The following is a 22,341-nucleotide window of genomic DNA, read 5'->3' on the forward strand; positions in this document are numbered from 1 at the left end:
TATAAGGGTAAATCTAATTAACGCATATGATTGTAAATAGTGGGGCACTTACTCAGCAGCCAAACGCCTGCATTTCTGTTTGTGGTATACCTCAAAAGCCGGATCATCATCAAAAAGCGGATCTAAGCGGACAATTAAAAGAATTTTTTACTCATATATTTAATACCGACAGCTGGCCTGCCAGATGGCATTGCGGAATCTGGAGCGACTTTCATGGCTGGCTGTATATTCTGTCGGACTTCGCTATCTGGGCTGCATATTTTGCTATTCCATTCCTTCTCTACCGTATTATCAGCAAGAGGAAAGACCTTCCCTTTCCAAAAATGCTGTGGTTGTTTAGTGCATTTATCTTCCTTTGCGGGACAAGCCACTTCCTTGATGCGGTGATCTTCTGGTGGCCGGCTTACAGGCTGAGTGCACTTGTCCGCTTTGCCACGGCAGCGGTATCAATCAGCACCGTTTTCGCCCTGTATAAAGCACTTCCAATGATTTTTAACCTGAGAACAGTAGACCAGCTTGAAGCTGAAATCTGCGAGCGAAAAAAAGCAGAAGAAGAGACCCGTCATCTCCAGATACATAAAAAAGCGGCTGAAGATCTCATGGCTAAAAAAGATGAGTTTATCAGCATTGCCAGCCACGAACTAAAAACACCGGTTACCAGTGTAAAAGCATGCCTGCAGTTATTGGAAAGAGCTGCCCTTAAGGAGCAGAGCCTGAAAGACCTGTCGCCATTTGTAACTAAGGCCGTCAGACAGATAGACAAACTCTCTCATATTGTCAACGACCTTCTGGATGTATCGCGGATACAATCGGGACAGCTGGAACTATACAAGACCAGTTTTAACCTGATGGAAATGATAAAAGACTGTGCTGACCAATTCAGAATCATGGACAGCAGACACTCCATCAGAATAGACGGAGATCCGCATCTGACCGTTCTTGCAGACAGGAGCCGGCTGGACCAGGTAATATGCAACCTGCTTACCAATGCGTTCAAATATTCACCAGGGAATAAACTGGTAATCATTTCTCTTAAGCCTTCGGAAAATGACACAGTAAAGATTGAGATAACCGACCATGGGATTGGCATTCCGGAGGAAAAATCCAAACAGATCTTCGACCGCTTCTACCGTGTGGAAGATACGTCCCAGTATTTCCAGGGCGTGGGCCTAGGTCTGTATATTGCATCTCAGATAGTAAAACAGCACGGCGGCACGATAGGGGTAAACAGTACTCCGGGTAAAGGCTCAACATTCTGGTTCACCATCTGACGCCCTATAGCAGAAAGGCTTTAAGCGCTTTCTTTGCATAGTTTCCCCAGTCTTTTAATGCCGACATGATGGTTTCCCTCAACTGCATGGAGTTTACCTGCTTCCCTTTGGCAGGGGCTGCCAGTGCATTAGGCAGCACAGACTGGTCGCTTACCTTCGTGGCAAACCAGGTGATGTTCTCATGCGGAAGAGCTACTCCCAGAATCATACCCGGCAGGCCGGAGAAAGATTCAGGGCCACCCGACACAGGAATTTTGTCTGTATAAAAGGCCACCACATAAATGGAATCGAGAATAAGAGCGTTGGCACGGCGGCATTGATAGCCCGCTATTTCCCGCGTTTGATCCGTTATCTTCCAGTTGATCCTGCGAATGTTGTCTTTAACAAGAAAGGTTTCTTCGTACACATGCTTCTGAATAATGCTGGTTCCGGCCGACAGGTTGGAGTATACGGAATTGTTCTGCTTCACCATCGGATCGTTCGACCAAAGCCGCTGGTTCCCTTCCTGCTCTTCCGCAGGTTTAAACAACGTGATATTTTTCGAAAAGGTCAGCGTACTTTTCATCTTAAGAAACTGAGGCTGGCTTTTTACATATTGCTCGTAAGCCTGTTGCCAGAATGAATCCCCGGCGTTGTCTGCCATGTCTTTTTTGATCAGGGCGTACATATTCACGCTCTTTTCAAATTCAATCACCCCATCCGTAACAAATCGTACATACTGGGCAAAACATATATTGCAGCTCACCAGTAAAAACAAGCTCAGAATAATTATTTTCTGTTTCATGATATTTCTATTGTTTAGGAGCTCCGCCCATCTTGTTAAAATCCCAGATAAGCGACAGCATAAAGTATCTTCTGATATTCGTATAGTTTGTTTCCGTCAGGGAAGTCCCTGAAGCATAGCGGTCAAACCCTTTATTCTGGTTCAGCAAATCATACCCTTTAAGAGATAAGCGCAACTGGTCCTTTTTGGTGAACGTTTTGTCTAAAGAGGCATTCCAGATAAAGCGCCTGAAATCGCTGTTAAAGGACTCTGTCTTCTCGCGGTATTCATAATTCCCGTCAGATGACAATTGCAGTTTCCAGGGCAGATAAACCATAAACTCCCCCCGCGAGAAATATCCCATCCCATTATTATTTAAGTTCTTCTGAAGGGAAGATTCACTGATGTTATAGTTAGGGTTAAATGATACATTGAACTGGTACTTCTTCTCTTTATATTTTGACAGGGAGATCCCTCCTGAATAACTATATGAGTTGGTTTTGTTGAGGGCGCTGTTTATATAATTATAGCTCGTATTACCACTTACATAGAAGTTAAGGCCCGCATTGACCCCAAGTTTTTTTAGTTTGCGGTCGAAATAAGCACTGAGATACATGTTGGTAGAATTCTTGTCTTTGAGATTGAACGACCTGTAGATGCTGTTTCCGGAGGAGTCTATAACAGAGTTATTCACAATAGGATCCATCGTAAAACCGTAGGACCCGCTGATCCAGATAGATCTTTCTGTCAGCACTTTGTAGGAGTTATAGTTCATATCAAAACGGTTCGTAAAAGAAGGCTTCAGGTCTGGATTCCCCTCTGTCACATTCAGAGGATCAGTATTTTCACGCAAAGGCTGGATCTGGCTGATTCCCGGCTGGTTAGTATTTCCCCTGTAGCTTACCCGGTACGAACGCTGCTGGGAGAACCTATGCTGAAGACTTGCTTCAGGCATCCAGTTTGTGAAACTCCGTTTAAACCGGGAACCCCTATATTCGTCTTTCTGATTAAAGTTCACTGCTGAAACGCGGCTGCCGAAGTTGACGGTCGTTTTCTGCCCTTTCCTGTAGTTAAAGATCATCCCTCCCTGGTTAGAATACTGATTGAAGGTATAGTTATTACTGTATGCGGTATCCAACTGGTCGTATCTTCCATCAGTAGACAGGTTAAAAGACCTTCTGTCTGATTGATTGCTGTTGCCCGAAAACCCATAGTTCAATACAACAGAAAAATTTTTCGCAAGGGGTTCTGTATAGGTCAGATTGCCCCTAAATGACTCGTTATCAGCATCGCCTGTTTTATATTGATCAATATCTCTTACACCTGTGGAATCCCCGTTTTTATAGTACCTGATCCGGGAAGCCAAAAAACCTTTACTATCGTTCTGGTTAATCGAGCCGTTAAGATTCAGCGAGAGTGTCCTGCCCTTTTTTCTAAACTTCATGGTCCAGAGCGCACTGGCGTTGAAAACCTTACTATCACCGTTGTTCGTAACCCTCCTGTTTTCATCGTTCAGCATCATTTCGTCCCCGTTCCTGTTGAAAGAAGCATAATTGGTCCGGGTCTCATTTCTCTTTGCGGTACCGTCAACGGATACCCTTAAAGTAGAGGTGGTATCAAACTTCACCTGGTAGGTAACATCCAGTTTTTGGCGGGTGACGAAATTATCAAATAACTGGCTGGAGTTACCGAGGATCACACCATCCGACAGATTTTTCTGTGAAAGGACATCCTTTGAACCCTCTACACCAAGCGACCCTATTTTATAATTTGCATTGACAGACTGTTTGTCGTTATTCCATTTACTGTCGTAATGAGCTCCTGCATTCTTTGCACTGGGGATCCCTTCGCCGTTATACCGTCCGTCAAAAGAATCCAGCTCATCCCCACCGCCGCCCATAATCATAATCCCGCCGTCATCTGTAAACTCGACATTCGAAGCAGCTCCGTATTTTGTGTTGTCGTTCCAGCCCAGACCGGTCTTCCCGGTATTCGAGATGGTTCCATATACTGCAAACTTCTTCTTACCCTTAAAGGCATTAAACATGGCCTGTCCTTCGTAGAACTGGTCATTGCCCCCTCCTACATCCGACTTTCCAAAAAATCCGTTCTTCTTATCTTCCTTTAATTTCAGGTTTATAGTCTTGGTCCTTTCTCCGTCATCTATCCCGGTAAAGGTTGCCTGATCGCTCTTTTTGTCGTACAACTGCACCTTATCCACCATATCGGCCCTCACGTTTTTAGTCACAAGTGTGGGGTCGTCACCAAAAAATTCTTCCCCGTCTACGAGCACCTTCTGAACCGTCTGCCCCTGTGCGGTTATCTTCCCGCTTTGGTCAACCTGGATTCCCGGCAACTGCTTGAGCAAGTCTTCCACCTTAGAGTTTGGCTGAATTTCGAAACTCCCGGCATTGTACTCGGTGGTATCCCCTTTTATCTTAATGGCAACGGCCTTCCCTTTTATAATCACGTCCTGCAGCAGGGTCGACTTCAGGATCATGTTAATATTACCGAAATCGATCTCTCTTTTAGTTGAGTCAAGGATAAAATGCTCTACATAATCAGCATAACCGGGATAGGTTACCAGCAGGATAAGCTTACCTTTCGGCAAACCGGAGATAGAAAAGGCCCCTTCGCGGGATGCCCTGGTGAACTTGCAAAGAACAGAATCTTTAGCTCTTAACACGCTTACCGAGGTATTAAGCAATTTGATTGAGGAGGCGGTATCGCCGACAACGCCTTTGACGGAAAAGCCGCTTTGTGCGGACAGACAGGCTGGCAGCAAAAAAAACAGGCTCAGGAGAATTTTTTTGGCTAACATTACATTGGTTTTTCTGACGCCAATGTATAACTAATTTCTTAGTCACCAAAATGTTTAACACTTATTAACAGATTTTAAAACACTCACCAACAATATTTTAAAACTGCGGCGATTTTACAGGCTTCATCGGGTTGGCAGCAAACCATTGCATGAAACCGTCCCATTTTACCTTGTTCCTTGCAAGCCAGAAATTAAACGTGATTTCGTCGCCTTTCAGTAGCAGCCAATGGTTGTAAGCTTCGAAATGTCCTGCATCAGCAATGCGTTTCTGGTAGTCAAAAAGTGCATTAGGATATGCTTTGTTAAAGGAGTCGTTAAAATATCTCTCCATGAAGCTCGTCCTGATCCTGTCGAGCGAATTAATGTCGATCGTTTTTTCGTTTTTCAGGGCCAGCAGCAGCAAAGGCTCATACGCGCCCATACCGAACGGAAGCTTCATCTTGTTTCCGCTGTTGAAATTACCCATATCAATTGCAGCACTTTTACTGAAACTTACACTGTAAGAACTATCGGGCATCAGTTTGATCTCACTTTTGTAAGTATCAAACAACAGCTTACTGATCTCTGCAGTCCTGTCGCTGTTACGCTCAATATTCATGAAGATTTCCCCATAGATCATCCCCTTTACTTCTTCGGTAGAGCCGCAATATATCTTTGAAGCCCAGTAATAGTTTGACGCAAACCCGGGTGCCATCTCAATACCTTTCTCGTAATAAGGCAGTGCCTGCGTATACCGCTTTTGCATTAACTCCATATTTGCCCGCTCCAGGTAGAGCTCTCCGGCAGAAGGAAACTTTTTTATTCCTTCTTCATACGTACTGACAGCCTTTCCCCTGTCGCCATTCAAGTCGTATGAATTACCGAGCAGCTGATAAACCCTTCCGAAACAATCCTTATGAACCAGCAGCGCGGTCAGAATCTCTATACTTTTTGCATACTCTTTCTTCAGATAATATGCATAAGCCGATTCATAGGGATAAATAATATTCCCCGGATCGAGCTGCATGCATTCTTTAAGAAGCTGAAGAGATTCATCGGCCTTGCCGCTGTCCATTAATTCAATAGCCTGATCGCCTTTCTTTGCAGCGCGTTCGATGTTTGTCTGGGAGAAGACGCAGGAGCAGGCAAAAAGAAGGAAGAAGAGAAGACAGGTGCTATATTTCATTTTAAGGAATTTGAGAATCAAAACGGAATTATTGTCATTTCATACCGAACACTTTATCCAGGAAGGACGAGATGTAGTTCAAAGTGGGGTCAAACCAGGGCTCAAACAAACAAAACGTATGAGGAGAATCCGGAAATGACTGCACTTCTGAGTACACATTAAAGGACTGCAATATTTTGCGGAAATCGTCACGTCCGGCATGCATCCGGTCGACCGAACTATTGATAAAAAGAAAAGGAGGGCTGGGCTTTCCCGCATGCGTTAAAGGAGAAGCATCTTTCCAGAGCTCCGGCTTTTCTGCCTTCTTATAGCCGAACCAGTAAGTAGCAGCCGAAATAGATTTAGTATCATCTCCTTCGCCTGATTCGGGATGAACAAAAGAGAGTGTTCCGTCAATATCGACGACGGCATTCACGCCGGCTGGAACCTTTTTATTCCCGTCAGGGTTTTCGAACCGCTTATCAGCGTTGGTAACCCCCAGAAAGGCAGCCAGCTCTCCACCTGCTGAAAAACCTAATGCTGCTATTTTTTCCGGGTTAATATGATATTTCCGCGAATTCTTCCTGATCCAGCGTACTGCCTCTTTCAGATCGTAAACAGCAGCGGGATAACGGGCCACGGTCGAAAGACGGTAATCTGCTGTAAAACATGCTACGCCTGTAGCCGCAAGCCTTTGCGCAAGAGGAATATGCTGGCTCCTGTTTCCGCTTCTCCATCCGCCGCCGTGGATAATTAAGACGGCGGGAATTCCTCCTGCCTTTCTTCCCCCTGCGGGATAAAAAGCATCCAGCCGAAGCTCTATACCTCCAGTCCTGAAATATACTATATTCCTTTCTTCCTTTACATCCGCGGAAGGCTGCTCTTCCACCAGTCTGATCTGAGGATACTTTTTCTTTGCTGATTTAAATGCACTGTAGTTGGTAAAGCTGGTATCCGGCTTACCTGTTAAACCGGCAGTCATCTGCGCCTTCACCACGGGAGCCAGCAGGTAAAATCCCAAAAAAAGACAGAACAGTTTCATTCGTTTACCAGCCGGAAATATCTTCATAATAAGCAACATTATACGTGTATGGCGCGCAAAGGCATTTTTTAGTCTTTAAATTGAAAGATTTAATATCTTAGCAATTCAGTTTTTAACAGGCATGCAATTTAAAGAGGCGGAGGCATTTATTCTAAATAAGCTGAAAAATGAGCTCTCCGGTCATTTGACTTATCACAATGCCGGCCATACAGAAGACGTGGTCAGTGCAGTGAAAATGATCGGAAGAGGGGAGGGACTCGATGAGACCGAAATCTCCCTGCTTCAGGCAGCCGCTCTTTTTCATGATACAGGATTCTTATCCGGCCCGGAAAATCATGAAGAAAAATCCTGTAGTCTTGCAAAAGACATGCTGCCTGCTTTCGGATATCCCCCGGCAGATATTGAAACTATCTGCAGGCTGATTATGGCAACAAAGGTTCCGCAAAAACCCGGAGATCTGCTTTCGGAGATTATCTGTGATGCTGATCTGGATTACCTGGGAAGAGACGACTTTTTCATTATTTCTGAAAGGCTTTACGAGGAACTTCGCAGCATTAACCCGCGGCTTACCCGGCAGCAATGGGATCTTCAGCAGATCAGCTTTCTAAGGAAACACCACTATTTTACCAGGACATCCATACAACAGAGGGAAGAAAAAAAAACAGCACATCTCAACTTATTAAAATCAAAAACACCAAACACAATCAATGAAAGATAACGGCCGCCGCTTTTCGCCAGTCATAACAGACTTCATTTATGCTATCTCGGGTATATTATTTTGTGGATTTGCTTTACAGGGCTTCCTGGTACCGAATAAGTTCTTCGACGGAGGTGTCACCGGAATATCTCTTTTGATCCATGAGTTGTACCACATTAATATCGCGATAGTAATAGTCATTGCCAACCTTCCTTTTATTGTAGCTGCTGCATTCCAGGTAAACAGAAAATTTGCGTTGAAAACGCTTGCCTGTGTCATTGGACTTGGGATCTGTCTCCTTGTAGTACCTTACCCGGTTATTACATCCGACAAATTACTGATCTCGATCTTCGGAGGCGTCTTTATGGGAATCGGCGTCGGACTGTGCATGCGCGGAGGCTTTGCTCTTGATGGTATTGAGGTACTGGCCCTTTATACATTGAAAAGAAGCAGCTTTACCATCAGCGAAATTATCCTGGGAATAAATATCATCATCTTCCTGATTGCAGCAGTGCATCTGGGTCTTCCGACTGCCCTGTATTCAGTCCTCACTTATTACACGGCTTCGCGAACGATAAATTTTGTTATCGAAGGTCTTGAAGAATACACCGGCGTTACTATTATATCAGGAGAAAGTGAGAACATAAAACAACGGCTGGTCCTTGAAATGGGAAAAGGGATAACGGTTTATAAGGGAGAAAGAGGGTTTCTGAAAGAAACCTACAACATCAGTCAGCCCTGTGATATCGTGTTCACGGTTGTAACGCGGCTTGAAGTACGCAGGCTGAGAAACCTGGTACATAAAGTAGATCCCAAGGCGTTCGTGTTTACCAATACCATAAAAGAAGCTGCTGGCGGGGTGCTGACCAGGAAAGAAAGACATTAGCAGGTGATTCACGCGCTAAAATTATTCGAGCACCTCGTAGATCATCACCGGAGCGCTTTTGTTCTTCAGAACAACCTCTCCAACCTCGTTACATTTGAACGACTCGTTTACCTGGCGATAAACCTTTTCGCTTATCACGATCTGTCCGGCCCGCGCTGCCGACTGAAGCCGCTGTGCCACATTAACAGCATCTCCAATGACGGTATAATCCAGCCGCTTGAGGGAGGCCGACCCTATATTTCCCGATATCATTTCTCCGGAATTGATACCGATCGAAACCGCCGCTTTAAACTTCTTATCCCCGTAAGATATCTCTTCTGCGTTTTTCAACTGGTCTCTTACAGATAATGCAGCTTCAATTGCCCTGTCAAGATGATATTCTCCGCGGAATATCGCCATCACTGCATCACCGATAAATTTGTCTACCTGCCCTGACTGAGCAATTATTTCCTTTACAATCAAATCAAAATAGCGATTTACCAATTCTACTACCGTATTGGCCGGGACATTCTCTGTGATCGCTGTAAAGCCGCAGATATCTACAAACATTACAGAAGCTTCAATACTCTCATTTGAAAGCAGGGAATTCTCAAATTCTCTATGGGTCATAAAGCTAAGGACATTCTCGTCGACATACATTCTGAGAATATTGTTTTCTCTTATAGCCTCTATTGTTTGTCTTAACTGGTTCACATGCTGAACCGTCTTTTCCATGGTCACCTCCAGATCGTCAAAATTGACCGGTTTGCAGATAAAATCGTAGGCACCCCGGTTCATTGCTGTACGGATGTTTTCCATATCTCCATATGCGGATACCATTACAGCCTTTGTGAACGGACTTGCTTCGGGTAATTTAGTAAGCAGGGTGAGGCCGTCCATTTCCGGCATGTTGATATCACTGAGAATAATATCGATATCCGGATGCTCTTTCAGTGCACTCAGGGCTTCCACCCCATTGTTTGCAAAAACAAAGTCGTATACCTTCTCTCTTATCTTTCGCCTGAACTTCTGTTTAATAAGAAGTTCGAGATCTGTTTCATCGTCTACCACTAATATTTTAGCCATTATATTCTATATTCCTTATTTTCTCCTTCAGTTTATTAAAATCAAGCGGTTTGGTAAGAAAATCGTCAGCACCCAAATCCAGCGCCCGCTGAAGGTTTTCGGGGTCGCCGTATGCTGTGATCATCATCACGAGGGGAGGTGCCAGAGGATGCTGTTCCCTTATATTCTGCAATAGCTCAAGACCGCTCATGCCGGGCATATTGATGTCCGACAGAATCAATACAACTTCTGAAATGCCTGTGGTAAGAAAAGACAGGGCATCCTCACCGGAGAGTGCAAAGTTCAACTCCACCTCTCCTTTTCGTATTTCTTTCCTGAACAATTGCGTAAAAAGAGGTTGCACATCGGCCTCGTCATCAACTACCAGTATCTTCATGTTCCTTTTAATTGTTTTTAAGCCAGCGGAAGCAGGATGGTAAACTCTGCAAATTCACCTTCTTTCGAGTCGACCTTCATCTCGCCGTTATGTCCTTTTGTGATGATATCATAGCTAATAGAAAGCCCAAGACCGGTGCCCTGTCCAGCAGGCTTTGTGGTGAAGAAAGGTTGATACAACTTTTCCAGCACAGTTTCGGGAATACCCATCCCATTGTCCCTGATCACTAATTCCAGCATTTCCGTCCCATTTTCCGAAACGATCTTCCGGCTCGACACCCACACAGCAGGGCCGTACGTCTCCGGCTGTATCTTTTTCTTTTCTGATACAGAATAGAAAGCATTGTTAAATATATTAAGCAATACCCTCCCTATATCCTGCGGTACGGCTTCAACCATTCCTACCGAGGGATCCAGATCGGTATGCATAGCCGAATTAAAGGATTTATCTTTTGCCCTGAGGCCATGATAACTTAATCTCAAATATTCATCCGCAAGGGCATTAATATCAGTCGGTTCCTTCTTCCCTGTATTAGTCCGGGAGTGCATAAGCATTCCCTTTACTATACCGTCAGCCCTTTTCCCATGGAAAACTATTTTGCTGAGATTCTGCTTCAGATCCTGGAGGATTTCATCGGCATATTCTTTATCGCTCTCAGAGATATTTTGTAAAGGCCCTGCTTTTAACTCCTCCAGAAGTTCTGCACTCACTTCCGCAAAATTGTTAACGAAATTCAGGGGATTTTGTATCTCATGGGCTATTCCTGCTGTTAGCTCTCCTAACGAAGCAAGTTTCTCCTGTTGTACCAATTGAGTTTGCGTCGCCTGCAGCTGCAGCACTATTTTTTCAAGCTCTTCCTTTTGTGCAAGAAGCTCGCCGGTTCGCTCCTGCACCTCAATCTCCAGTGCGGCTTTCCGCTCCGCAATGATCCTGTTCTGCGCATCTTCAGCCAATCTCCTGAGGAGTTCCTGTTCCTGCGCTTTCTGCTGTTTCCGGATAATAAACACAAACGCCAGCAACCAGACAACCGCAAAGAACGTTGCTGCTGAAAAGTAGTCATCCCATCTTTCATAAAAATCCCGGTTAAGCAATTTAACAGAGTCTTCAACCAGGGCAACGAAAAACATCGGTAAGACAGCAACAATTACCGGCCTGGCCTTTCTGAACTCATGTACCTTCAGTACAGCACCGATACTGACGAACAGAAGAAAATTCCAGATCCAGTTAAACCAGGGTCTTGAAGACGTAACTGCTTCAACAACCAGCAATGCAACAATAATAAACTGAACAATCAGGAAGATATCTTTCCATTTCGGATAAACGGAAGATCCTTTCAGTTTCTTATTGAGGTATTGAACAAGAAATAAGATTGTCAGAAAAGGGAATAGCGACATGGATCTAAAAGTAATTAAAATCTCCTTTCAAACTATCCTTTTCTTTCAAAGAAGTATAACAGAAAGCAATTTACCCGGGAATGGTATGCCTTTTTCCTGATAAGGTATGGATGCCTCCGGCAGAATGGAGACATCCAGTGTAAAAATCAAATCAGCTTGGCTTCAGAACTAATTTCCGTATCCAAAAGTTTTGAAATAGGGCAATTTTCTTCAGCATCTTTTACTGCTTCCTGGAATTGCTCCTCCGTGATATCCGGAACTTTCCCTTCTACAATCAGATGAGATTTGGTAACCGCGCCATTTTCAAAAGTGATCTTACAGGTTGTAGTCAGCTGGTCGGCTGTAAAACCTTTTTCATTCAGAACAAAACTTAACTTCATAGTAAAACATCCGGCATGCGCTGCAGCCACCAACTCTTCCGGGTTGGTCCCGATACCCTCCGCAAAGCGGGAGTTAAAAGAATACTGCGTGTTGTTTAATACCGTACTTTGAGTACTCAAATGTCCGTTTCCATCCTTTCCGGATCCGTTCCAGACAGCAGTTGCATTTCTGATCATGATTTAATTAGTTTTTACGGGTATTTTCCCTCTGTTTCAACCTTAGCAAAACAAAGGAGTATAGCTTTAGTTTTTTTACAACATCTAAAACAATGAAAGACACCAATCAAATTATCGGTCTTGTGGCTGGTATCTTTACCTCTTTTTCTTGTCATGCTAACCGGCAACTCATTATAGACATATTATGGTTTCCAGAAGGACGATGTCCCGATCATCCTCACGAACATTTTCCCTGCACTTCTTAATGGATCTATGCTACTTTTAACATTCAAATACAGAAAAAAATTAAAAAATACACCACAGTAGGCTATTCATCAACTATAAAACACAAAATTTTAAATAAAAATTAAAGAAAAAGAGTCAAAAATGAACTTAACCCATAAAATACACATCTAAATTGCCGAAAAAAACCACATATGTTGTAAAAAATTAAATTAAAATCAATTTTTATTAAAAAATTACTTGACAAAACAATAATTAACTACTATATTTGTATCAACAAAGAAAAAAACTACAGGAAGATATTAAATCAGGTGAAGCAAAAGCTTCGGAGGTTCGAATCCTTCTCCTGCAACTCCTTTCAATAATTTAGGTTTATAATTGGTTAGTTTGAGCTCCTGCCCATCAGGGGCTTAATTTTTAAACTGCCAGATCATTTAAACGCGAGCTTGCTACAACTGATTTAATCTGCGTTTTATTTTTAATGTATTTTACCTCCAGGTCAAATGCATTCAGCCAGCTTAATACCAGAATCAGAGACTGCACATAACACCTTTCGCAACCCAATTTCCACACAACGGCGTTAATTAATATTTGCTCCTTTGTAAAAATTTGCTTTTCTTGTTGAAATTTTGGCAATGAAAAAAAAGAAACAATACAAGTTTAATAATTTCTTCACAAAGACTATCACCATCCTGACAGTTATTGCTGCCATTGCACTGATAGTAAGCGATTTCGCAGGAAACATCGATCCTAATACTTTCTGGATTCCCGCTTTCGCCGGACTGGCTTATGTGCCTCTTTTCCTGGTGAATTTTGCATTTCTCATTTTGAATATTATCCGGCGCAATAAATGGATTAGCCTGGCACCCTTACTGGCCTTGCTGCTGGGCTGGAATATTGCGTCGGACACCTTCAGTTTAAAACCGTCTTCGCCACTGGCAGCAAAAGCATCCCCGGGTGCATTGAGGCTTCTTACCTGGAACATTCATTATTTTCAGGATATTTATGATAGTCCCGCTGAAGAATCCCAGGCCAGTATGTTATCATTAATAAAATCGTCAGCAGCTGATGTCGTTTGCCTTGAGGAGTTTGCCATCATTTCAGGAGACACTACGAAAGGAATAGGCACCATAAAAAAACACCTTCAGACCCCTTATTCGTTCTTTCAGCCACTGGAAGCGCCCGACAGGGGAATGGCTATTTTTTCAAAATACCCTATTACCGGAAAAGGTATGATTGCTTTTTCAGATCAGCCCAGTGGGAATCAATGTATATTTGCCGATATCCTGATAGACGGGAAAACAGTCAGAGTCTACGCCGTCCACCTCGAATCTATCAGGCTGCGTAACGAGCAGCTTAATTATATAAGCAGTCTTGTGAAGGGCAAAGAAGACAACATCAGGCCCTCTAAAAGAATTGCAGGACAAGTAAAACGCGCATTTTTAGCCAGGAGCGAGCAGGTAAAATTAGTTAAAGATGATGCGGCAAAATGCCCTTATCCTTATCTCATATGCGGCGATTTTAATGACCCACCTTCCTCATTTGCATTCCGGCAAATGGCCCGGGGCATGAAAAGTGCATTCGCTGAGAAAGGAAGCGGCTTTTTTCCGGTGACTTATTACAGGGGATTGTTAAAATACCAAATCGATCATATCCTGGCGAGCTCACAGTTTAACATACGCTATCATCATATTATCGCTCAGAAGCTCTCTGACCACTATCCTGTTCTGGCCGATACCGAATTATAACCGCAAAACTTTTTCAGTGTAAATGATTTTTCTTACATTTGTACTGTAATAATAAATATTACAGTATGAACAATGTAAGATTTGCGACATCTCTTCACATCCTGACGCTTCTGACTTATATGAAAGACGAGCTCCTTTCGTCTGAATTTATTGCAGGAAGCATCAATATCAATCCTGCTGTTGTGAGAAAAGAGATCAGCAACCTGCGAAACAATGGACTGATTGAAAGCAAAGAAGGAAAAGGGGGCGGGTCGCGGCTGGCAAAACCAGCATCAGAGATCCGGATTGCCGACATTTATAAAGCGGTGAAGCCGGCAAGTGTCTTGGGAAAATCCAACACTCCTAATCCCGCATGTCCTATCGGAAAAGACATTAACCAACATATTGATAATTTATACCAGGACACAGAGAACTTCCTTCTCAAAAAACTTGAAAACATGACGCTGGAGAAATTTACAAAGAAGTTCAGTTGATTTTTTTTAATCAAAACTGTAACTTAACTCATTACAGACAACACATAAAATAACACAAAAATGAAAGTAGCATTAATTGGTGCCGGATTTGTAGGCACACAACTCATCAGGGAATTAACCAGCAGGGGACATCAGGTAACAGTACTGGTCAGAAACACAGAAAAAATCGAAGCGGCAAACGGAGTTGAGGCCGTCAAATCTGACGTACTCCACGATCAGGAACTGGCAGAGAAACTAAAAGGCCATGATGCGGTCATAAATGCATTTAATGCCGGATGGACCAATCCCAATCTCTACAATGACTTCATGGAAGGTTCTCAAGCTATCCAGAAAGCTGTAAAAGAGTCGGGGGTAAAGCGTTTTATCACGATCGGCGGGGCCGGCAGCCTTTATATCGGCGAGCAGCAACTTGTTGACAGCCCTGATTTTCCTGAAGCATACAAAGCCGGCGCCACTGCGGCACGCGACTATTTAAATATCATCAGAAAAGAAGAAGCACTCGACTGGACCTTCTTTAGCCCGGCAATCGAGATGCACCAGGGAACATCAGGTGTAAGAACGGGAAATTATCGCACTGGAACTGAAAACCCGGTTTTCAATAAAGAAGGAAGAAGTATCATGTCTGCAGAAGATGTGGCAGTAGTAATTGCAGATGAACTGGAAAATCCAAAGTTCATACGCCAAAGGTTTACTGCTGCATACTAAGAACTTAACACACAGGGCGCAGGATCCGATAGCGCCCTGTTACAAGGAATGCGGAAAATAAGAACAGCCGGAGCTCCTGAACCGGGAGCCCCGTTCCTAGAATGCCTTAATGATAATCCTTAAACTTGAAATGATCACCAGCACACCTACCGCAATCAGCATCGTTTTTGTCTTCAGCTTTCCGGCCAGCCTGGCGGCTATAGGAGCAGCCAGCAAACCTCCGATGATGAGGCCGGCTATGGTTTCTATGTGACTGGTACCGAGCATAACAAAAAAGGTAAGTGCACTTCCAAGAGTCACGAAAAACTCGGTAAGGCTGACTGTTCCAATAATGTAACGGGGAGTCTTGCCTTTTGAAATAAGTGTACTTGTGACCAAAGGCCCCCATCCCCCGCCGCCGAACGAATCCAGGAACCCTCCGGCACCCGCCAGCCATCCTGCGTGCTTTACCTTGCGCGATTCATTTTTCTTTTTAAACGCGTTTCTCAGGATCCTTAGCCCCAGAAGCAAGGTATATACGGACAAAACAGGCCGCATCCATGAACCATATTGTTCACCCAGATAAGAAAGAAGCAACGCTCCGGCGATAGCACCAATAACACCGGGAAGCAGCAGTGTTCTGAATAGTTTTTTGTTAATGTTACCAAACCGGTAATGACTAAAACCCGAAGCCCCGCTTGAAAACATCTCGGCCGTATGGATACTTCCGCTGATCGCAGCCGGATTCAATCCGGTAGAAAGCAGCATCGTCGTAGAAATCACCCCATACCCCATACCCAGGGCCCCATCAACCATCTGTGCGACAAAGCCTGCAAGTAACATGACTCCAAAAGTAGCGTCAAGATCCAGGCTTTTACCAAATGTCTCAATAGCTGTAAGCAAATTGCCAAGAGGATAATACGATGCGATGACACTTCCGGTTAAAATAAACCCAAGTGCAAATAAACACCTTGATGCTATTTTTTTCCAATACCGCTCCCCGGCATTAAAGCGGGCAACATTCTTTCCCCTGTCTTCAGCATCCAGAACAGAAACCAAGACTCCGTTCTCTCTGGCAAGCCGTATTACCTCACGCGTAAAAGAAGTACCGGGACTCCTGATCAGAATCAGATCATAAGCGGTTATAAGATCAGGCGTCATATCCTCATGCACGGCATCGACAGGAACCGGTGATCCCTCAAAATGAAGATCGGCCTGCTCTCCGGCCTGCTTCAGCACATGCGTATTCACCCTCTTGTTCCTTTTATGCAAGGATGAAATAACCCTGGCAGCCTCAGTACTCCTGCCAACAACAAGGATCTTCAGCCCTTCATTTGTCAGAATATCTTTATCTAAATATACTGTATCCATTTATCGATCTCCGTAACCTCCTATATACCAGCTTCGGGGACGTAAAGATATATAAAAATATTTTACTCTACTTATTTGGTAGATTAAATTTATTTACTACCTTTGTTTCAATGAACAAAGCGAAGACATACTCATTTCCTTCCACACATCAAACGATGTGTTGTTCACGAATGTGCAGCAATTTCTGTTGTTGTTAACATTCATTCACTTTTTCCAATTCCATTTTCTCTTTCATTTCAAATCTCAACTCTACAATTATGTTTTCATTTATCAGCAAGGCAAACAGCTATACGCAATCACTGCACGCACCGGTATCACTTCAATCAGAAAATCCTATTTCAGACACTCCTCTAAAAGAAGGAGATCTTGCTCCTGACTTTACATTTTCGGCTAATAACTGGCTGGGGCTCATTCCAAACGTGACATCGGTAAGAGATATAAAGTTAAGAGATCTGTATCAGAAACCCCTGGTTGTGGTATTCTATTCTGTCTACTGGAATGGTTACGGAATTAACTTCCTTAAAAGGATTGAGAAGTTACAACAAAGTATTGAAGAAACCGCCAATATTCTTATTGTGACTCCCGAACCGCCAAGAAAACTGCTAAAGGCTTTTAATGGCTATGATTTTACGTTCAATTTCTATCACGATCCCGATCAGCTTCTGGCTGAAAAGTTCGGTGTCTTCTCTGAAGAGAAGCCAACATGGAACCTGTTTTCAGGCATCGATACCAATATTCCTCTGCTCTCTGCATATGTTATTAGTTCTGCAGGGCAGATCAGCTTTAGCCATATTGAAGACTTCTCGGGTAATCTTCCTGAGAGCGATTTGCTAACGGCTGTAAATGAAGAAGGACGACTGGCGTCCTGAAAAAGACCACCGGGACAATTCTAAATAGATAAGCTTACCTGTAATGGACGGATGGAAAGTACCCACCGTTTCATACAGGAAGCTTTGGAAAATAAAAGAATTAAATCATCATGTCAGCATCTCCTGCCCGAACATTAACCGCATCTTACACATCTCAAACCGAAACCAGAAACATTGTACTTCTTCATGGACTCTTCGGCAGCCTGAGTAACTGGAAAAGCGTGAAAAAAGAATTCTCTGCGGAGTATAAAGTTCATATTCCTGAATTGCCGCTTTTTGACATATACGCTACAGGCGGACTCGACAGGCTGGTCTCAGGCCTCGAAGACTTCATAGCAATCAAGAGGATAGAAAGACCCGTACTGATCGGCAACTCATTAGGAGGACATATAGCGTTGCTCTATACGCTAAAACACCCCGGGGGTGTCAGCGAACTTATCCTGACAGGCAGCTCAGGATTATATGAGAAGACCTTCAGCGCAAGTTTTCCGAGAATTAAAGATTACAGGTATATCCGCAATAAAGTGGAAGAGATATTCCACCGGAAAGAAGTGGTAAAGCGCTCTGTAGTGGACAAGGTTTACTCCATTGTTCAGAGCAATACAGCAGTTATATCGGTATTGGGAACCGCAAAAGAGGCACGCCGCCAAAATTTGTCACCCCACTTAGACAAAATCAAAGTCCCTGTACTCCTCATCTGGGGACTTCAGGATACGGTTACTCCACCTTCTGTAGCTCACGAATTTTACGAACGCCTTCCTAATGCCCGGCTTTGTCTCATTAATGAATGCGGCCATGTCCCGATGATGGAACAGCCGGAACTATTCAACAAACACCTTGGCGACTTCTTAAAAAAATATCACCAGGCAGCGTAATCTACCTGGTGAATTATTTTATCAGACCTGTCTTATTATCTTCTTAACGGATTGATCCTTCTTAACCTGCAATTTTCAAATCTTTTGGCAGAACACCATGATACAGTTCAGAGAGTCTTGCAACAGTATAGTCAATTTCGTCTTCCGTATTATACTTCCCGAAAGAAAAGCGGATAGCGGTACGTTCAAAATCATAATGCAGCGCTTTCAGCACATGGGAACCATGACCCGAATGAGCGGTACAGGCACTCCCCCCGGATGCACATATATTGTAACTGTCCAGGTAAGACAGCGCAGATGACATTGCCGGTAAAGGAGGCAAAGAAACGCTCAATACGGTATAAATGCTATCTTCAGGATCAGCAGAGTTCCCGTTGAATGCCACCCCGCTTATTTCTTCCCTGATCTTTGATATCATTCTCTTTTTTAAGACAGCAATCCTTTTCCTGTCGCCTTCCAGATCGCGGTAAGCAATTTCCAGGGCGCTTGCCAGTCCCACAATTCCTGCTACATTCTCAGTGCCAGCCCGTCTGCCATTTTCCTGGCTTCCCCCTTTTATCAGGGTCAAAAGCCTGGTCCTTTCACCGGCATACAAAAAGCCAACACCTTTAGGCCCGTTAAACTTATGTGCCGACCCCGTTATGAAGTCAACAGGAAGAGTTTTTAAGTCAAATTCATAATGCCCCATAGTCTGAACCGTATCAGTATGAAACAAGGCATCGTATTTCCTGCATATTTCACCGATTCGCTCAATGTCGTGGAGGTTGCCAATCTCGTTATTTCCATGCATAACCGACACAAAAGCACGGCTGTTAAACGCGAGAATGCTCTCAAGGTGCTTTAAAGAAACAGTGCCCCGCTCATCATGCATCAGATACACAAGCTCTATTTCTCCATTCTTCTCAAGTGCCTTTAGTGTATTCAAGACTGCGTGATGCTCGAAAGGCGTTGTTATAGCCAGGCGTATCCCGGAAGCCCGGATAGCAGAATAAATAGCGATATTATCGGCTTCCGTTCCTCCTGAAGTAAAAAGGATTTGAGATGGTTCTGCGTTTAGAAGCCCGGCGATGGTCGCACGTGCTTTTTCCACAGCCTTTCGCGCCTCCCGCCCGGGCCCGTGTGCAGATGAAGGATTGGCAAAGCCTTCAAAGAAGTAAGGCCCCATAGCAGCGAAGACCTCCCTGTCGAGAGGGGTAGTGGCAGCATTGTCTAAATAAATCTTCATAATAAGTTTAATTTTAACGTTAAGCTTATTCAGATCGAAAGAGAAAGATTTGCGTTTGACAGAGCAGACATGCGAACTGTCTGAATCGTATCAACTTATCTTTTCCGCCTTAGCGGACAGGAATTAGCACCTTGTACTGGTACAGGTTGCTAAGACTTCACAGGGCCTATCCCTCCGTCTTTCTGGATAAGTGTAAAAGAACACACTGCAAATATAATAATACTCTACAAACTTTATAGAGTATTTTAAAATTTATTTAAGCGGATAAAAACCGCTATCCCTGCTCATCTGTCTGCTTCTTTAAAAGTGACAGCACAACATAAGCCCCGATTAATGCCGGAAGGAACAAGAGGAAAGACCGTTGCAGCAATGTAAAAACTGAAAGAACGGCCTTGGGCACCATATTGGCAAAAAGGATAGCAATACCAGCTTCAGCAAAACCACTGCCTCCCGGGCTGGGAGCAAAATAGATCATAAACTGAATGAGAACCTGAACTGCTACCACCTGCGCGAACGAAGTGTGAACCCCAAGTCCCAGCAGGATGACATATTGCATGCAATATTTATTAAAGTACAATACAGCAGTAATGATCAGGCTTAAAGGAAAAAGAAAAGGATGCTCTCTAAGAAGCTTGCTGCATATCGCCTGGTAACGTATTATGCCCTTGAATGACCTGTCGGACGATGCTTCCAGTTTATCCCCCCTCTTTCTGAATATCGTGCCCAGAAGACCAGTTGCCCACTGAAGGCCACGCCCTACCCACACCGGCTTCAGGAAGGCAAGCAGGAATACCAGCAGAAAAATAAAGAATACAGTAAAGCCGTATTTCAATAAAGCAGGCACCAGGCCTGTTTCCAAATGATTACTCATAATCAGTATTGCCGCGAACCCTGCGAGAGGCATAAAGAGCAGGGTAGCTCCCATATTGATCAGGCTTACAATAAATCCGTCGAGCACTTTTACCCCATGCCGGTGATAAACATATAACTGAGCCGGTCCGGCCCCGCTGTGAAAAGGAGTAATTGCCCCCATGAACATATTCGCCACATTGGCCCTGAAGCTCACCCAATGAGATAAGCCGGGATATAATTTTCTTATGAAAATATGGTTCCTCCAGCTTCCCAGCATCAAATCCACGAAGACCATACCCAGGCAGATGGCGATAAACTCCGGTTCAATACGGGCAACCGCACTCAAAGCACTTCCCGTATTATTATAAAAGAACACGGCTGCAATAGACGCGATCGTTAAAAGAACGAGCCAAAGGCTTCCCCTGATGATGAGCTTCCTCTTAAATAAGCTCTTATTAATATCCCTATCCTGTAAACTCTCCATATGAAAGCCGATAAATTAAAAAAGTGAGTTTCCTTCAGTCTCTCTGACAGCCTTTCCCTTCCATTTGAGAATAGTATTGAAAAGATCCGCGGTGCGGGCGGCGTGAGTCGCCCAGCCCTGCTGGTTATACAGCAGAGGCACCATCATATGCTCCCTGTCCAGAGACCCATGCGATCCCTTATGTTCCGGATATTCCCAGAAATCCCGCAGATCATAACCCGGCTTAGCCCCTGTAACCAAATCGCCTGCCCTGCGGCTTTGAAACAACTGTGCTATTTGGACCAGGGCATCCGGATAGGCCGAATCAAAGGTTATATCCAAAGCCTCCCTGTGGTTCTCTGCATGAAGATCATGATCAAAACCAAACGGGTCGGCAGTAACCGGACGATAAGAATACCCTGCCCCTTTATGCTCGATAAACGCCTTGCCATCCTTGTTCTCAACATAAAAAGAATTCTCAGTCTGGCCACGGTATGAAATAAAGTTAAAGGCCTCTTCCGAAAGCAGCGCCTTTAGCCTGTCTTCGCCAAAGCATTCTCTCAGCTCCTTTTCTCTCAGCACATGAGCACCTTCATGATTAAGCAGGTGAATACTTCCAAAAGAATTCCCGGAAATCATTACAGCAGACTTTGGTTCGTTCTTCCATATAACCGGATAATAAACGGACTTCAGATCATGAGCTGCCATCCAGTCGCCAAGATCCAGATGACTATGGGTAGCCGTCAGGCCATGATCTGAAGTAAGAACGAAAAGCGTATCATTCCACCAGCCCTTTTTCTCCAGGAACTCTCTTACTTCTCCCAGACTCTGGTCTGCAATTTTATAAGCCTCAACCGTCCGCTGATCGCGATAATGATAATAGTGCGAATCCCAGTCAACACTGGGAAAAACGGCAAAGAGAAAATCGAAATCGTTTCCTTGCCTGAACATATCCATGATCCTGGCGTGACCCTGAAAATCTACGGGGTGATGCCTTTTAAGAAAGTGGGCACGGGTATACAGCAAACCTTTCCCTTTTTTACCAAGGTCAAACTCATCCGGAACATTCCTGGTGATCATATTATATAAATTATACGCTCTTCCCGTCAACTCGAAAAGAGTTGGTTTATCCACCGGCATATCCGTATTAAACCAGGCTGCTTCCGGACCGCAATAAGAGCGCATGGCATACTTATTCAACCGGGATCTTTTAAACTCATATTTATCGAACCACCGGATACCGGTAATCCCCATTGTACCGGGAAAATGCCCGGTAAGAAAAGGCAGGTAGGCAGGTCCCGTGGTGGAAGGGAAACAACTCGTTGCCATCCTGTAAGTACCCTCCTCAGCAATCCTGGAAAAATTAGGAAGTTCACCTTTTGAAAGAAGTTCCGACAGGACATCCGGCCTTGCTCCATCTACCAGATAAAACACGACCCGTTTCTTAGTTAACACGTATGATAACAAATGAGAACGGGGCCACCCTTACAGCCCCGGTATTATTGGTTTAAGTTTTTCCTATTGGATTGTCTTTTGGACGCCT

General features: G+C 44.0%; 20 protein-coding genes and 1 riboswitch. Of the genes, 8 read left to right on the forward strand and 12 right to left on the reverse strand.

Annotation, left to right across the window (positions count from 1 at the left end):
- Positions 1-26 precede the first annotated feature (26 nt).
- Positions 27-1,271, forward strand: a complete 1,245-nt coding sequence (locus DDR33_RS00650) for a sensor histidine kinase (protein ID WP_109413830.1) — start codon at positions 27-29, stop codon at positions 1,269-1,271.
- A 4-nt stretch (positions 1,272-1,275) separates the two neighbouring features.
- Here the strand turns inward: DDR33_RS00650 and DDR33_RS00655 are convergent, their stop codons facing one another.
- The 4 genes from DDR33_RS00655 to DDR33_RS00670 all read right to left on the reverse strand — a co-directional run bounded on the left by DDR33_RS00655 (position 1,276) and on the right by DDR33_RS00670 (position 7,068).
- Positions 1,276-2,055 (reverse strand): GLPGLI family protein, encoded by a 780-nt coding sequence (locus DDR33_RS00655; protein ID WP_109413831.1) that lies wholly within the window; start codon positions 2,053-2,055, stop codon positions 1,276-1,278.
- 7 nt (positions 2,056-2,062) lie between these two features.
- Positions 2,063-4,855 carry an outer membrane beta-barrel protein gene (locus tag DDR33_RS00660; protein WP_109413832.1) on the reverse strand — a complete coding sequence of 931 codons (2,793 nt, stop codon included), beginning with the start codon at positions 4,853-4,855 and terminating at the stop codon, positions 2,063-2,065.
- Between the two features lie 97 nt (positions 4,856-4,952).
- Entirely contained in the window at positions 4,953-6,020 is a 1,068-nt protein-coding gene (locus tag DDR33_RS00665) for a tetratricopeptide repeat protein (RefSeq protein ID WP_109413833.1), read from the reverse strand.
- Positions 6,021-6,054: 34 nt separating this feature from the next.
- On the reverse strand, positions 6,055-7,068 hold the full coding sequence (locus tag DDR33_RS00670) for an alpha/beta hydrolase (protein ID WP_202913620.1): 1,014 nt from the start codon (positions 7,066-7,068) through the stop codon (positions 6,055-6,057).
- Positions 7,069-7,162: 94 nt separating this feature from the next.
- Between DDR33_RS00670 and DDR33_RS00675 the strand changes: the two genes are divergently transcribed.
- Both DDR33_RS00675 and DDR33_RS00680 read left to right on the forward strand, forming a co-directional pair.
- Positions 7,163-7,759, forward strand: a complete 597-nt coding sequence (locus DDR33_RS00675) for an HD domain-containing protein (protein WP_109413835.1) — start codon at positions 7,163-7,165, stop codon at positions 7,757-7,759.
- Positions 7,749-8,624, forward strand: a complete 876-nt coding sequence (locus DDR33_RS00680; protein WP_109413836.1) for a YitT family protein — start codon at positions 7,749-7,751, stop codon at positions 8,622-8,624. Before DDR33_RS00675 ends, DDR33_RS00680 begins: the two co-directional genes overlap by 11 nt.
- A 21-nt stretch (positions 8,625-8,645) precedes the next feature.
- On the opposite strand, the gene DDR33_RS00685 is transcribed toward DDR33_RS00680, so the two are convergent.
- The 4 genes from DDR33_RS00685 to DDR33_RS00700 all read right to left on the reverse strand — a co-directional run bounded on the left by DDR33_RS00685 (position 8,646) and on the right by DDR33_RS00700 (position 12,016).
- Positions 8,646-9,689 (reverse strand): adenylate/guanylate cyclase domain-containing protein, encoded by a 1,044-nt coding sequence (locus DDR33_RS00685; protein WP_202913621.1) that lies wholly within the window; start codon positions 9,687-9,689, stop codon positions 8,646-8,648.
- On the reverse strand, positions 9,682-10,065 hold the full coding sequence (locus DDR33_RS00690; RefSeq protein WP_109413838.1) for a response regulator: 384 nt from the start codon (positions 10,063-10,065) through the stop codon (positions 9,682-9,684). Before DDR33_RS00690 ends, DDR33_RS00685 begins: the two co-directional genes overlap by 8 nt.
- A 17-nt stretch (positions 10,066-10,082) precedes the next feature.
- Positions 10,083-11,459, reverse strand: a complete 1,377-nt coding sequence (locus tag DDR33_RS00695; RefSeq protein WP_109413839.1) for an ATP-binding protein — start codon at positions 11,457-11,459, stop codon at positions 10,083-10,085.
- Between the two features lie 146 nt (positions 11,460-11,605).
- Positions 11,606-12,016, reverse strand: coding sequence for an OsmC family protein (locus DDR33_RS00700; RefSeq protein ID WP_109413840.1), 411 nt, complete (start codon positions 12,014-12,016; stop codon positions 11,606-11,608).
- Positions 12,017-12,873: 857 nt separating this feature from the next.
- Here DDR33_RS00700 and DDR33_RS00710 point away from each other — a divergent pair.
- From DDR33_RS00710 to DDR33_RS00720, 3 genes are all read left to right on the forward strand, one after another.
- Entirely contained in the window at positions 12,874-13,986 is a 1,113-nt protein-coding gene (locus DDR33_RS00710; RefSeq protein ID WP_109413842.1) for an endonuclease/exonuclease/phosphatase family protein, read from the forward strand.
- A gap of 65 nt (positions 13,987-14,051) precedes the next feature.
- The gene (locus tag DDR33_RS00715; RefSeq protein WP_109413843.1) at positions 14,052-14,459 is read left to right on the forward strand and encodes an Rrf2 family transcriptional regulator; all 408 of its coding nucleotides are present in this window, start codon (positions 14,052-14,054) and stop codon (positions 14,457-14,459) included.
- Positions 14,460-14,519: 60 nt separating this feature from the next.
- On the forward strand, positions 14,520-15,164 hold the full coding sequence (locus DDR33_RS00720; RefSeq protein ID WP_109413844.1) for an NAD(P)-dependent oxidoreductase: 645 nt from the start codon (positions 14,520-14,522) through the stop codon (positions 15,162-15,164).
- 96 nt (positions 15,165-15,260) lie between these two features.
- Here DDR33_RS00720 and DDR33_RS00725 read toward each other — a convergent pair whose 3' ends face one another.
- Positions 15,261-16,514, reverse strand: coding sequence for a sulfite exporter TauE/SafE family protein (locus DDR33_RS00725; protein WP_238387608.1), 1,254 nt, complete (start codon positions 16,512-16,514; stop codon positions 15,261-15,263).
- Between the two features lie 257 nt (positions 16,515-16,771).
- Here DDR33_RS00725 and DDR33_RS00730 point away from each other — a divergent pair, with 257 nt between their 5' ends.
- A complete protein-coding gene (locus DDR33_RS00730; protein WP_109413845.1) occupies positions 16,772-17,383 on the forward strand; it encodes a redoxin domain-containing protein in 612 nt (203 codons plus the stop codon).
- Between the two features lie 110 nt (positions 17,384-17,493).
- Positions 17,494-18,258 carry an alpha/beta fold hydrolase gene (locus DDR33_RS00735; protein ID WP_109413846.1) on the forward strand — a complete coding sequence of 255 codons (765 nt, stop codon included), beginning with the start codon at positions 17,494-17,496 and terminating at the stop codon, positions 18,256-18,258.
- Between the two features lie 61 nt (positions 18,259-18,319).
- Here the strand turns inward: DDR33_RS00735 and DDR33_RS00740 are convergent, their stop codons facing one another.
- From DDR33_RS00740 to DDR33_RS00750, 3 genes are all read right to left on the reverse strand, one after another.
- The gene (locus DDR33_RS00740; RefSeq protein ID WP_109413847.1) at positions 18,320-19,483 is read right to left on the reverse strand and encodes a cysteine desulfurase family protein; all 1,164 of its coding nucleotides are present in this window, start codon (positions 19,481-19,483) and stop codon (positions 18,320-18,322) included.
- A gap of 92 nt (positions 19,484-19,575) precedes the next feature.
- A riboswitch (SAM riboswitch) is annotated at positions 19,576-19,676 on the reverse strand.
- Positions 19,677-19,757: 81 nt separating this feature from the next.
- A complete protein-coding gene (locus DDR33_RS00745) occupies positions 19,758-20,819 on the reverse strand; it encodes a lysylphosphatidylglycerol synthase transmembrane domain-containing protein (RefSeq protein WP_109413848.1) in 1,062 nt (353 codons plus the stop codon).
- 15 nt (positions 20,820-20,834) lie between these two features.
- Positions 20,835-22,253, reverse strand: a complete 1,419-nt coding sequence (locus tag DDR33_RS00750) for an alkaline phosphatase family protein (RefSeq protein ID WP_158280603.1) — start codon at positions 22,251-22,253, stop codon at positions 20,835-20,837.
- Between the last annotated feature and the right edge of the window lie 88 nt (positions 22,254-22,341).

This window comes from Pararcticibacter amylolyticus (genome assembly GCF_003130405.1).
In the GTDB taxonomy this organism is placed as follows: domain Bacteria; phylum Bacteroidota; class Bacteroidia; order Sphingobacteriales; family Sphingobacteriaceae; genus Arcticibacter; species Arcticibacter amylolyticus.